11 protein-coding genes are annotated in these 12731 nt (G+C 58.5%); 7 read left to right on the forward strand and 4 right to left on the reverse strand.

Annotated features, from left to right (window positions below; all coding sequences use genetic code 11):
* Positions 1-77 precede the first annotated feature (77 nt).
* Both EJI00_RS20560 and EJI00_RS20565 read right to left on the reverse strand, forming a co-directional pair.
* The gene (locus EJI00_RS20560; protein ID WP_126749338.1) at positions 78-2030 is read right to left on the reverse strand and encodes a UvrD-helicase domain-containing protein; all 1953 of its coding nucleotides are present in this window, start codon (positions 2028-2030) and stop codon (positions 78-80) included.
* A complete protein-coding gene (locus EJI00_RS20565) occupies positions 2027-4396 on the reverse strand; it encodes an AAA family ATPase (protein ID WP_126749339.1) in 2370 nt (789 codons plus the stop codon). Before EJI00_RS20565 ends, EJI00_RS20560 begins: the two co-directional genes overlap by 4 nt.
* A 405-nt stretch (positions 4397-4801) precedes the next feature.
* On the opposite strand from EJI00_RS20565, the gene EJI00_RS25455 reads away from it, so the two are divergent.
* On the forward strand, positions 4802-5296 hold the full coding sequence (locus EJI00_RS25455) for a uracil-DNA glycosylase (RefSeq protein ID WP_260590795.1): 495 nt from the start codon (positions 4802-4804) through the stop codon (positions 5294-5296).
* A gap of 104 nt (positions 5297-5400) precedes the next feature.
* Here the strand turns inward: EJI00_RS25455 and EJI00_RS20575 are convergent, their stop codons facing one another.
* Positions 5401-5712: a hypothetical protein gene (locus tag EJI00_RS20575; RefSeq protein WP_185868177.1), complete on the reverse strand. Its 312-nt coding sequence runs from the start codon at positions 5710-5712 to the stop codon at positions 5401-5403.
* 181 nt (positions 5713-5893) lie between these two features.
* The gene (locus EJI00_RS20580) at positions 5894-6664 is read right to left on the reverse strand and encodes a DUF4393 domain-containing protein (RefSeq protein ID WP_126749340.1); all 771 of its coding nucleotides are present in this window, start codon (positions 6662-6664) and stop codon (positions 5894-5896) included.
* Between the two features lie 403 nt (positions 6665-7067).
* Between EJI00_RS20580 and istA the strand changes: the two genes are divergently transcribed.
* The 6 genes from istA to EJI00_RS20610 all read left to right on the forward strand — a co-directional run bounded on the left by istA (position 7068) and on the right by EJI00_RS20610 (position 12532).
* Positions 7068-8612, forward strand: coding sequence for an IS21 family transposase (gene istA / locus EJI00_RS20585; protein WP_126749341.1), 1545 nt, complete (start codon positions 7068-7070; stop codon positions 8610-8612).
* Positions 8602-9393, forward strand: a complete 792-nt coding sequence (gene istB, locus EJI00_RS20590) for an IS21-like element helper ATPase IstB (RefSeq protein WP_126749342.1) — start codon at positions 8602-8604, stop codon at positions 9391-9393. Before istA ends, istB begins: the two co-directional genes overlap by 11 nt.
* A gap of 422 nt (positions 9394-9815) precedes the next feature.
* Positions 9816-10562: a TIGR04255 family protein gene (locus EJI00_RS20595; protein ID WP_126749343.1), complete on the forward strand. Its 747-nt coding sequence runs from the start codon at positions 9816-9818 to the stop codon at positions 10560-10562.
* Complete coding sequence (locus EJI00_RS20600) at positions 10559-11026, forward strand: hypothetical protein (protein ID WP_126749344.1); 468 nt, start codon at positions 10559-10561, stop codon at positions 11024-11026. Before EJI00_RS20595 ends, EJI00_RS20600 begins: the two co-directional genes overlap by 4 nt.
* Entirely contained in the window at positions 10956-11477 is a 522-nt protein-coding gene (locus EJI00_RS20605) for a hypothetical protein (RefSeq protein WP_126749345.1), read from the forward strand. The genes EJI00_RS20600 and EJI00_RS20605 overlap by 71 nt, the downstream gene beginning before the upstream one ends.
* A 131-nt stretch (positions 11478-11608) precedes the next feature.
* Positions 11609-12532 carry a nuclease-related domain-containing protein gene (locus tag EJI00_RS20610; protein WP_126749346.1) on the forward strand — a complete coding sequence of 308 codons (924 nt, stop codon included), beginning with the start codon at positions 11609-11611 and terminating at the stop codon, positions 12530-12532.
* The last annotated feature ends 199 nt before the right edge of the window (positions 12533-12731 follow it).

A 12731-nucleotide genomic window follows, 5' to 3' on the forward strand; every position in this document is an offset into this window, starting at 1 on the left:
CGACCGGGTAGTTGCCCGAGAGGCTTTTTGAACATCGATCGCTTGAATCCGCAGCCGAATCTTGCCATCCAGCAGCACTACAAAGCGTTTATTTCCTCCTCAGCAAACCATTCAGATTGCTTGATTGCGGCAAGCGCTGCTGCGGGGTTTTGGGCCCAGAGAACCAGAGCGAGGCTTTCTTCAGCTCGGCTGCAGGTGACGTAAAGAAGTCGCAGCGTTCTATCGATGGTCGTCTCATTGCCCTCCCCGACGTTCTCTCGGTCGGTTGGGCTCAGCGCCTCGGCTCCGAAGAGCTTGTCGTAGGAGAACTGGTTGCCGCCAGCTTCCTCATCGTCCATGACGACCATGACGTGCCTGAACTCGGAGCCTTTGACCACTTGGTGTGTGGCGAGCTCGGCTTCGCCGGCAAGGTAGGCGCGATACCTAGCAATCTCTTTCCAGGGCGCGTTGAAGAGAGCGTGCCATCCGCGCTTTAGCCGGTCTTCCTTTGCTTCCTTGCCTTTGATCTTCGGCTCGGGTGGTGGAGCCGAGGTGTCTCCATATGCTTGGACTAAACGTGAGTCCGCATCGAACAGCCTCCCCTCAAGGACAGGCGACAAGACTTCCCGCACCGTAGCGCCGTCTCTGATCGTGGCGGCGGCGAACCCCATGACTGCGTCGTGAATGTTGCCCAAGGCCGCCTGACGTTCAGCACTGGTCTGCGGCAGCTTCGCAAGCGCGCCATGGCGGCGCAGCACATCCATGGCTGCAAACTCGTTTAGCGATCCATCCGGCTGCAGGCACTCGGCAAGCTCAAGCATTGGGCCGAGGATCGGCCGAACCATGGCAGGACCGGTTCGCTCCCCGTTGCTCTTAGGCATTGCGGCATCCTTGTCTAGCAGATCCATCGCGTTGTATGCCTCGAAGAAGTCGCCTCGTTTGGCGGCCAGCTTGTGCTCAAGCGCGAGCGTCTTGTAGCTTCGCACGCCCCCTTGCCAAGCCGCACTGGTAGTCGCGACAGCCATGGCTTGCGCGCACTTCGCCTCCTTCTCAATCTTGTTAGCCGTATCTGTCTTGGTGTCGCCGACGAAGATGCGGACCGTGCCGGCGTTCTTCTCCGTCCGCGAATGCTGAGGCACGCCTGTCCTGGGCTGAGTACGGCCTTCGATGTCCGCATCCCAAATCTTGTTGATGAGCTTGACGATGCGCTGCTGGCTGCGATGGTTCATCTGCAACGCGGGGCGCTCCCAATCCTCGGGCACGTGCGACGGCAGGTCGTCGTGGCCATCAGGGTAAATGCGCTGCCGATGATCGCCTAAGAGGCCGAGCGCGATGTGACCCGGGCGGCTCTTCGAAAGTCCGAACAGCGCGTCGAGAACACCCTTCATCGTGTCTTGCGACTCATCGATGAGGATGAGCGGGTGTCGATCCTCCAAAATACGCTGCAGAGTAGGTCGCTCACGAATGAGCCATGCCGCCACTTCCAGGACTTCAGCGTGTGACAGCGCACCTTGTCCGTAGGTGTTCCGGTCCGGGTGATAGATGAACGCCTCCGTCTTGCGGATTTCGTCGGCCTCTGCCTCAAGCTCAGCGTACTTCTCCCGGTCTCTGTCCGACTCCCCCTTCTTTTTGCCCATTGCATATGCTTTGGCATCCGCAAGCTTCTTGGCATTGCGAGCAAGCAGCGCGTCTCGGATGTCCTCGTCGAAGCCCTTGATGAACTCCCAGCAGAAAGCGTGGATCGTCGATACGGCGGTCAGGTAGTTCTCGCCAAGCCGACCGGTGACGACGGCGGTCGCGTTCTTGGTGTAGGTGATGACGCGAACCGACTGACCGCGAGACCGGAGCCGCTCGGCATACTGTCCACCTGCTTCATGCTCCACCACCCCGGTGAGTCGTCGCAGGACCTCGACCAACGTGCGAGTCTTCCCGGACCCAGCTCCGGCGAAAAGGAAGAAGCTGCGCGGCGGAACCGCTGTGATGTAGCCGCAGATGTCCTCGACAACGTGTGCGTCGCGGTCATTGTCCAGCGGCTGCACTGCGGCGTTCACGGGGTTTCTCCCGCTGCAACGTTGAGCTGATCGCCCAGCCAAGCAAGTGCGTCAGCGATGTACATGGGACATGCCAAGGCTTGACCATTGTTCAGTCGCTCGAAAAGGGTGGCGGCGAAGTCGCCCTTACTGAAGTTCCCGCGCAGCATTGCGTGGAGCTCCTTCAGCAACTCAGCGTGCTCAGGGTGATCGAGCACGAGGCCTATCACCTTGCCAAGAGTGCCACGATGGTCTTTTTTCTTGCCAGTGGTGGGGTCCTTTTCATCATTCAACGCCTTGAACCAGTCGATGTTGGAGAGCACCAGAGCGTCCTCGAACGAGCTGGGCCATTGGTCACTGGCGGCCGCAATGGGTAACTGCCATGCGAAGCGGACTTTGACGCCGGAGTCAGAGGTCCACTCCAGCTGGGCTGCCATTGGCTTTGCATAAGCTTGGAAGTTCGGCAGCTTCGGATGCCACGCGGTCAGCGTGTCGTTCCCGCATTCCAGGCCCGCTTGGCCTGCAATGTGCACCGCCGCCCGCACGATTCGCCCTTTGGCATTCGTGGTCGGCAGCACAGGGTCCAAATCGGTGATGACGGCGGTTGGAATTCCCAGCCGCTCCACAAGCGGCCTAAGCCGGTGAGCATGGCTGCCTCCGATGTCGAGGAAAGACACGTACTTCTTGGCAAGCTTGGGGAAGTCCCGCTCGATGAATAGCGGCACGAGCATCCGCTCGGCGGTGCCCTCCACGAAGACGGCCGCATCAGCGAAGAGCAGGTCTGTGTGCTGGACCTGAAAGTAGCGCTCGGCGAACGTCCTGGTCTGGATGTCGTCGCCGAAGGCATCGCCGAGATTGATGACCTCCGTGCTGGGTTTGACCCCTGCGCCAGTACTTGCCACCCGCTTTACATATCGAAGTCTCGTGAAGCTGTCGCCATGGGCCAGATGGCTTGAGTGAGTGCTGATGAGCAGTTGGCTGCGAAGGTAGCTATGCACCGGCTCTTTAGGGCGAATGAGCCCGTGGGCGTTCGATGAGAAGTTGCGCTGGACTTGCACGTGAAGGTGGGCTTCAGGCTCTTCAACCATCACGAGGTGAACTGCGGCCGGAGTGCCCTGCGGCGGATTGAGGCGCGCAGCACGGAACGACACGAGCATGAAGCTCAGGGACTGAAGATTCTGATAGCCCAGCCCGATGGAGTGCTCGGGCAACGATTCGTCTACCTCGCTCTTGTCTAGACGATACTGAACGGCAGTACTGTGCGCCAGAAGATCAGAGGTCTGGATACGGGTGCGGAAGTAGATCTGTTGAGGGTCGTGCATGCCCGGATATCCGAGGACCTCCACATCCTCCATCGCCGGCTGCAGCGCCTTATAAATCGAGTCGTCGAGTTCGGCTTGAGCTTTGGCGATAGCCTCGACTAGATCCTCCCGATGTCCATGGCCGGACGGCGCGACGTTCAAATGTTGCCGAGCAAATTTCAGGAGCTGGCTCGAGAACATTCCGGGTCGAGTGTTGGCTGACTCAGACCGCGACTCATCTTCCTCGGCGCCGAGTCCGCGCTGAGCCGGAACAAAGTCCACGCGGATGAGCTTGCGTAGGAGCGACAGCTCGACCGGCTGTGAGCCAAGCGGCAGATGCTGCAGGTCACGACGCTTTTTGTCCGCCAGAGGCCCCTTCGCGGGGTCGAGGCGATATGCGGCTATGCGGCGCAGGTCGGCAGAGTTCCGGAGCCAGTAATCAAGCAGGTCCATTGGCCATGCGTGGCCGTCCTTCGCAAGCTTCCGCACAGGAACGCGTGCTTCACGATATCGCCAAGCCAGCTTACGAAGTTCGTCCGCGGCTGCCACGGGCTCCACCCGAACCCGCACGCCAACGGCTCCCCCCGACCACTTCAGCGACGTAATGAATGGAGCAACATGGTTGTACGCCCCTTCCTTCGCATCGAACCAAAGGTCGATAAATGGCATGCAAGCGATGAGCTGCTGATACTGATCCTCCCACTTTTCGGCATCCTTGGATTCGGTCGTGGGATCTTCGTCGAGCGCCTCCCAGAGCTCGCCCAACTTGCGCAACTTCGCCCACTGCGCGAGGCTGATGTCGAAAGCGCGGAAGCCGGGCGCCTCGCTAAGAAAGTTTCGAAGGACGGTGAGTAGAGAAGTCTTGCCGCTGTTGTTAGCGCCAACCAAGATCGTGGTGGACTCATCGAGCTCAAGGCGGGTTTTGCCTAGACGTCGGAAGTTGCTGACCTCGACGCAAGCGAGCCGAATTGGCGAAGCGCAGAGAGGCGCTGCTCCTGCGGTGGGTGGCGCTGCGGACACGCTCGGTGCGGGACCCGCGGCGGGGTGGGCGGGGGGAAGGGGAGCAGAAATCTTGTGCGTGATCATGGCGCCTGCCTATATGCAACCGCCTCTTCTGTCAGCGGCAAGGCTTGTAGTATGAGCCCACGATCGAGAACGCCATGACGCTCGATTTTGAGGTCCATCGCGAAGACTACGACGCCGCGAAAAAGATCGTACAACGCAAGAAGAAGCCTGCGCCACGATACCGGACGTGTTCAACCCGTACGCCGACACGTGCTCGGTGCACGACCGTGCTGGTGCGCCCGCTATGCGTCGACGTAACCTCACGACGCTGCTGAGCGCCGCGAGCCAGTTGGGTATCGATACGATCTGGATGGGCAGGGACCTCGGGTACCGCGGCGGGCGCCGCACAGGCCTGGCGCTCACTGACGAGCGTCATCTGCCGGCGATGAGCCGCATCTGCCGGGGACCGAGTCAACGAGGTCCACCATGGGACCGGAGGTCGCAGAGCGTACCGCTGCCGAAATATGGGCCGTGCTCACACTGCTAGACAAGCCACCCCTCCTGTGGAATGTCTTTCCTTTTCATTCCCACGAAAAAGACGACCCATTCACCAATCGCAAGTTCACCACGCGCGAGCTACGAGAGGTCGACGAGCTGAACGCAGCGCTGATCTCCTGGCTGGGCATTCGGCGGATCGTATCGATCGGGCAGGACGCGGCCAGCTATGCCGCCAAGTTCGGTGTGGAGGTGGTCAGCGTTCGACATCCAAGCTATGGGGCGTCACAGAGTTTCGCGGGGGCATCCGCCAACTGCATGGCCTCGATGTGCGCAAGCGATGCGTGGCGCTGGATCAGCCCGAGCTTTTCTAGTCCAGCGCCACTGCGTCCAAGCGTTACCGCACCGCCTGGACGCGGGCTGCGCTCGCTGAACTCCAGTAGCGCGGCGTGCAAATGCACTTCAGCGTGCCGGGGCCATAAATGAGCACCGGTCACCGTCCCAACCGCCGCAGAGGTGTGCCACCAGTGATGGCCGACATCAACTTGCGCGCACGGACGGGGCAGAAATACCCCACAGGAGAAGAAGGCTCAGGGGATCTGTGGGGGCATGATCTGCCGATCCATGGGCAAGTTGTGTCGCCACTGCGAACCAGCACCATCTACCCATGATTGCAGCTGGTCAGCACTCAATTGCGGGTTTGCACGCAGCGCTGTTGCCACCATGGCAACAGCCTGATGAAAGCCGCGGCGATAGGTGCCTTCCGAATCGCGCTTGGCTTCGCCCACGTCCGAGAGCGGGCTCATATCAACGTTCATTTCATTAATCCCTGAGATACAGCCCAGATTGGGCCGCTGCAAGCGTAACGCATGCTCGCGCTTGGGAAGCTCCAAATCGCGCACGGCGGCTGGTAGCACCAGTTGTTGCGGCCCACTATGGGCTAGAGCTTCAGATCGGCTGAGTCGGCCTGATGGAACTCCTACCCCTGTTTTCATCCTGCCTCGTCGGTCAAACGACAGTAGTTAACCGATACGAGCGTCAAGCAGTGCCGCAAGGGCACGGACGCAGACAAACTGATAGGCATCAATGATCTGCCGCACTGAGGCATGCAAGATGAAACAGCCGCCCAAACTCATTTAAGCGAATGAAATGAAGCCGGTAGTTTTGAATAGCGGACTGACCTCGAACCGACGCGAACGGGCCTTCCCAAGGCTCGTTTGTATATGACACCAGGCCGAGTGATACCAAGTGTTCGATGTATGTATAGATCAGGTCCGGCTGCCCAAGGTCTTCCGGACGAACTAGTATTTCAAGCAGCTTCTCTCTTGCTGGGTACTGAAGGCTCGCTGTTTGAAGCGATTCGCGACGCTCTTCCTTGAGAACAGCCTTATTTTCTCGCGGATGCCCACGTAAATAAGCACAAGGATCGCTGTTAGAAAGCTGCTGAAGCAAGAGTGCCTCATCCGGGGCAAGTTGCGCGATAAGGTGCACAAACGCGGGATGGGCCCGGCCAACTTTGTCCCGACTCATCGCACTGCTCAGCAAGCTCATGTACATCGCCGCGACGATGTCGTCCTCTTGGTACTTGAGGCGTTCGGCAACCTGCAGCGTCAGTGATGGTACGGGAGGGATTCGCTTGTCTATGGGGACTGCTCGTATTGAACGATCGATAAATACAGCCAACCGGTCCTGAAGCGCACCTGTAATTTGCAGTGGAAACAAGACGAGCCGAATCGTCTTGGCAAAGTCAGTGCCCGCCTTGCCAGCCTCTTTGAGAACGCCAGAGAGCGCGTCTCCATAAACCTCTTTGGCAATTTCGCCGGGTACCGATTTGAGTAGATTGATTGGGTCCATACGGCGATCCTTTTAGGTCTCTCAAGCATGAAATTAGAACCCATCCAGGTTCACTCAGGTGAACGATGGCTGCTTCTGCCGCGCAGCGACAACGTTGATCGTCGGGGGTCGACGTCATTCAAGGCTTAAAGCGACTCTACATGCCTGCTGAATTCGCTCGATACTGATCCCTGGTTTTCATCTCAATTGACCCAGCGCGCGCGTGTCGCCCCAAGGGAATAAGGGTGAATGATGGCTCAAAGGGTCGCAAAAAATTATCTTCAATTTGGCTCATTTTTGAATGAAAAACATACCCCGTGTTGATTGCCACCGAAAATTGACCCGGCTAACGCACTAATTTCCGTCTAAGACTGACCCACGTAAAACTCTACCCTGCTCATTTTTAAGGCAGGGGATCCTAGGAGTGATAGACGTGGCGACATTGAGTGTCATCAGACGCTGGGCCCTGCGCGAGCAGATGTCCATTCGCGAGATAGCCAGGCGTACAGGCCTGTCTCGCAACACCGTAAAGAAGTACCTGCGAGCCGGCGAAGAAGCGCCGCGCTACGCCAAGCGGGCGAGCTCAAGCAAGCTCGACCCCTATGCCGACAAGCTCGCGACCTGGCTCGCGATCGAGGCCACCAAATCGCGGAAACAGCGGCGCAATCTGCGGCAGATCCACACAGACCTGGTCGCATTAGGCTTCGAAGGCTCCTACGGCCGCGTGGCGGCCTTCTACCGGAAGTGGCAAGCCGATCGGCAGGAGGCACAACGTATCGCCAGCCGCGGCACGTTCGTGCCGCTGGTGTTCGGCCCGGGCGAGGCGTTCCAGTTCGACTGGAGCGAAGACTGGGCCGTGATCGCTGGTGAGCGCACCAAGCTGCAGGTGGCGCATTTCAAGCTCAGCCACAGCCGGGCCTTCAGCGTGCGCGCCTACCCCCTTCAGACCCACGAAATGCTGTTTGACGCGCACAACCATGCGTTCGGCGTGCTGGGCGGCGTTCCCAAGCGTGGCATCTACGACAACATGAAGACGGCGGTCGACAAGGTCCGCACTGGCAAAGATCGAGACGTCAACGTTCGATTCAGCGCGATGGTGAGCCACTACCTCTTCGAGGCCGAGTTCTGCAATCCGGCCTCCGGTTGGGAAAAAGGCCAGATCGAGAAAAATGTGCGTGATGCCCGCCATCGGCTTTGGCAGCCCGTTCCGGCATTCCCGACGCTGGCCGAGCTCAACGACTGGCTCGAGGTCCGTTGCAAGGCGCTGTGGAAGGAGATTGCCCACGGGCAACTGCCAGGTACCGTCGCCGACGTCTGGGCTCAGGAGAAACCCTTCCTGATGCCTCCGCCACCTGCGTTCGACGGCTTCGTGGAGCACACCAAGCGTGTTTCGCCCACCTGTTTGGTGACCTTCGACCGCACGCGCTACAGCGTTCCGGCCTCGTTTGCCAATCGGCCGGTCAGCTTACGGGTGTACGCCGACCGGTTGGTGGTGGTCGCCGAAGGCCAGTTGGTGTGCGAGCACCAGAGGATCATCGATCGACGGCACGATGTGACGGGACAGACCATCTACGACTGGCGTCACTACCTGTCGGTGCTGCAAAGGAAGCCGGGTGCCCTCAGGAACGGTGCTCCGTTTGCAGAGCTGCCGGTGCCGTTCAAGCGGCTGCAGGCCATGCTACTCAAGAAGCCGGGCGGTGATCGAGAGATGGTGGAAATCCTGGCGCTGGTGCTGCACTACGACGAGCACGTGGTTCTGGCTGCCGTCGAGGCTGCACTCGACGCGGGTGTGGCGACCAAAACGCATGTCCTGAACATCCTGCATCGCCTCATCGACGGAAAGTCTGCCGCGCCTGAAGTGATCGCGCCGCAAGCCCTCAGGCTCTCGACAGAGCCGCAGGCCAACGTCCTGCGCTACGACCTACTCAGGGCAGCGCAGCAGGACAAGGAGGTACGCCATGGCACATGATTCCACGACGACCGCGATCGTCAGCCTCCTGAAGAGCCTCAAGATGTACGGCATGGCCCACGCGGTATCGGAACTGGGCGAACAGGGCGTTCCTGCCTTCGAAGCGGCCCAACCAATCCTATCGAAGCTGCTGAAGGCTGAAACAGCAGAACGCGAAGTGCGCTCACTGGCCTACCAAATGAAGCTGGCCAAGTTCCCCGCGTACCGAGATCTGGTCGGATTCGACTTCGGACACAGCGAGGTGAACGAAGCGACGGTGCGCCAGTTGCACAGATGCGAGTTCCTCGATCAGGCGCACAACGTGGTTCTCGTTGGCGGGCCCGGAACTGGAAAGACCCACTTGGCCACCGCGATCGGGGTGCAGGCCATCGAGCATCACCGTCGACGGGTGCGGTTCCTCTCGACGATCGAACTGGTTAACGCGCTAGAGGTGGAGAAATCCAACGGGCACACAGGTCAGATCGCCAACAAGCTCCTGCACGTGGACCTGGTGATCCTGGATGAATTGGGCTACCTGCCCTTCAGCGAGTCCGGGGGCGCACTCCTGTTCCACCTACTCTCAAAGCTCTACGAGAGAACCAGCGTGGTGATCACCACCAATCTGAGCTTCGGAGAGTGGGCCAGCGTCTTCGGAGATGCGAAGATGACGACTGCATTGCTGGATCGATTGGCACATCGGTGCCACATCCTGGAGACCGGAAACGATAGCTTCCGGTTCAAAAACAGTTCTGCAAAGTCCCAACCTAAAAAGGAGAACATCAAGCACTTATCCACATCGTGAAGCCTTCGAGTTCACAAAACGGGTGGGTCAGTATTCAATGGAAATCTAGGGTCAGAGATCGGCGGAATCCAACAGTCAAGGAATGGCTGTATATAAACACAGTCCTAGAGCTCAATCCCCTGTATGCATCCGGCAACAAACAATCTAAACTCACTCTAACTGGATTCTCTGGGGATCGCGTTGGCCCGCTCGAACGTCGTCGAGACATCTAAGCTCCAAGTCACCGTGGATGCCACCACGGACCGCCTCATTGACGAATTGGCCAGGATAGGTATTCATGGCACTTCAAAGGCAGAGGTAGCATGCTCAATCCTTCGCATGTGGCTTTGGGACAATCAAGAAAAGTTGATGCAGAACGGCGTGTTCGTGGCCCCTGAAAATGCTCCGCGTTCGCGATCAATCGCAAACAAGCGTTAGTAGTTATGGTCGCCGCAAGACACTTAGAACACGCGCCCATCAGGGAAGGCATGGTCGACATTCAGTTTGAGCCCCCAATCCCTCTGGAACGGATTGAGCGCTTCGCAGACTCTCTTGCCACTGAATTTCCGAAGCGGACTCGCTTATGGCAACACTCGTTTGGCGTTGAGATAAGCACCGGCGGCAAGCACAACGCAGCTAGTGAGGGAACGCCTTTAGGGGTTCGCCTTGAGTCCGATCCCTCCGGGAGAATCTTGTCGATTCGCACAAATGGCTTCGCGTTTAGCCGACTGGCTCCCTACGAGGATTGGGCCGATTTGCGAGAAACAGCCAAAACTGTCTGGGACAGGTTCGTCGTCGATGTTCAGCCGGAAGTAGTCAGTCGCATGGCGGTCCGGTTCATCAATCTCTTGCCATTGCCGGCACCCTTCAACGACTTTTCGGAGTACCTTACTGCGGCCCCAAATGTTCCTCCCAATTTGCCTCAAGGACTTTCCGCATTTCTTCAGCGCGTGGTGATCGTTGATCCCGCCCAGAATCGAAAGGCGATAGTTACGCAGGCGCTGGAGGAATCGCAGAGTAGTGTACAAACCGGGACCGTCGGGATTTTCCTGGACATCGATACGTTCCGGGTGGCCCGCGTCGACTCACCAAGCCCTGAAGTGTGGGCGGCACTCGACCAGCTTCGCGACTTCAAGAACGCAATCTTCTTTGATCACATCACCGAAAAAACTGCGGAGCTATTTCAATGAGCACACTTGACGCTACATACGTCCCGCTGTCAGCAGGCTTGTCCAACTACGGCATTGGTCCCGAGGCAACCAAGCTCGGGGCGATGCTCGCGGATGCTCTGAGCCCCCTCAGCCGGCAAAATCCGATCGAACCAGCCATCCACGACTTGTACACACTGAGACAAGAATCCGAGGCAGATGAGGGCGCCTCGTTGACAGCAGAGATGCTCGAAATAGGTAAACGATTTCTGCTCGCTTGGCCGAAGACGCTCCCGGCTCCTGAGCTTGCTTTGGATCATGACGGCGAGGTCACCTTCGACTGGTCAGCTTCTCATAGGCGCGTGTTCTCAGTAAGCCTTCGCTCTGACGGACGTGTGTCATATGCCGGGCGTCTAAGTGCAAGGAGAACTGTCCATGGAACTGAAGCTTTTGATGACTCGGTTCCTGAACAGATTGTTGAGGCCGTTAAACAGCTCTACGCCTGAGCAACCTGAACCTCAGCTCGAGCTTGCCGAGCCGCTCCTGCCGGCCGCGCTCGGTGCGGACGAATATGTCGCTCGTTTTGTATTCAGCGAGCGCCACATCGACAAGAAGTTTCGAAATGTGAAATGGCAAGGGTTCATGCCCATGCTCTACGAGGGAAATTTTGAAACGTCGGTTTGCCGAAACACCGGGATCCAAGAGAGCAGAGTTTGGGAGCTATCGCGAGTTTGCCGTCATCCGATGCAGGCTCTTGCGAGAGCTGATGTCGGCATAGTCGTAGCCCACGAAGCCCTGCTTATGGCGCAAGCAGCCCCTCAACCAAACTATGCTGAGCATGCCGTTATCTTGGGTTGGCCACCGATCACGAATGACGACAAGTCACCACAGATGATGGCTGCGACGCTGCTAGCTACAAGCGCGCAGACGATCTCACCGCCGCAGCTCTTGAGCTAAATGCCTTAATGTAGAAGGGCCATCTTGTCGGAATTCATGATCGATTTCGTGTTGATGTTTTCCGAGGGCGTCAACGCTGGGCTGGCCTCTGCACAAGAGGGAAGTTCAGTACAACTCGCCGGATCGAAGTAATGGGAGAAATCGCCCAGCAAGTTGGCATCATTGTCGGTCTGCTTGCCGCAAGCTTCGCCGGGCCACTGCTAGCCATTGGCTTTCTGGTCGCTCGCAAGCGCCGCGCGAGGGCTCGTCGTCGATCACCTGTTGCGATCGATCTTCTTCGTAGTCCCGGGCATACGATCCGAGAGCAGCTCGACGAAGTCGGCATCGACGTGCTCACCAATGTATTTCTATTGATGCTGATCCCGCTGCTGGCGCTCGCTACCTTCCTTGCACAAAGCCACCTGCGTGGCCTCCAGGGAATGATGCCTCTGAGCCCCATCTATGTGGTTTTGGTTTTGAGTTTTGTCGCCGTCATGGTTCGCAAGCTTTGGAGGGCGGGCGGGCAACTTGACAAGCTCAAGGCCGGCTACGACGCCGAGCTGGCCGTGGGGCAGGAACTCGATCAACTGATGCGTCAAGGCGCATATGTGTTCCATGATTTTCCAGCGGACGGCTTCAATATCGACCATGTCGTGATCGCTACCACAGGCGTTTTCGCGGTGGAGACCAAGGGTTTCACAAAGCCGAACCGAGGGCTCGGCAGAGCCGATGCGACCGTGGCGTTCGATGGCAAGGTATTGAAGTTCCCCACGTGGACGACCAAGGAACCGCTGGAGCAGGCCGAGCGGCAGGCTGACTGGCTCGCCAAATGGTTGACAAGCGCGACCGGCAGCCCGGTTTATGCGCTTCCCGTACTGGCACTGCCGGGCTGGTTCGTCGAACTCAGTGGTCGGAGCAACGTAAATGTTTACAGTGGAAGACAACTGTCTCAGTTGCTGAGATCTCGGGGTGCCAAGCCTCTGTCCGACCAGGATATTCAACGCGTCGCACACCAGGTGCAACAGCGTTGCCGCACGGTTGCGCCGAAGTACTCCGACAAGGAGAAAGCGTCTTGAGCGCAGCCGTTGCACAGGCGCAAGCACGGACCGCCCAGTCTTAGGCCGGAACTACGTAAAGCCACATGCGGTACTGGTGGGTTAACCAGAATCAAACCTACCGCCACGAGGTGCTCGGCGGTCAAGCAAAAAGCATCGCCAATCGTTCTTGCCAACGAATACGGTCCGCACTTGAGAACTGTGAACCCCGGGAGCCGAT

This window comes from Variovorax sp. DXTD-1 (assembly GCF_003984625.1).
Taxonomy (GTDB): Bacteria; Pseudomonadota; Gammaproteobacteria; order Burkholderiales; family Burkholderiaceae_C; genus Variovorax.

Coding starts and splice junctions, on each gene's coding strand:
- EJI00_RS20565 (WP_126749339.1), bottom strand. CDS start 4,396: ATGATCACGCACAAGATTTCTGCTCCCCTTCCCCCCGCCCACCCCGCC.
- EJI00_RS25455 (WP_260590795.1), top strand. CDS start 4,802: ATGGGACCGGAGGTCGCAGAGCGTACCGCTGCCGAAATATGGGCCGTG.
- EJI00_RS20580 (WP_126749340.1), bottom strand. CDS start 6,664: ATGGACCCAATCAATCTACTCAAATCGGTACCCGGCGAAATTGCCAAA.
- istB (WP_126749342.1), top strand. CDS start 8,602: ATGGCACATGATTCCACGACGACCGCGATCGTCAGCCTCCTGAAGAGC.
- EJI00_RS20595 (WP_126749343.1), top strand. CDS start 9,816: ATGGTCGCCGCAAGACACTTAGAACACGCGCCCATCAGGGAAGGCATG.
- EJI00_RS20600 (WP_126749344.1), top strand. CDS start 10,559: ATGAGCACACTTGACGCTACATACGTCCCGCTGTCAGCAGGCTTGTCC.
- EJI00_RS20605 (WP_126749345.1), top strand. CDS start 10,956: ATGGAACTGAAGCTTTTGATGACTCGGTTCCTGAACAGATTGTTGAGG.
- EJI00_RS20610 (WP_126749346.1), top strand. CDS start 11,609: ATGGGAGAAATCGCCCAGCAAGTTGGCATCATTGTCGGTCTGCTTGCC.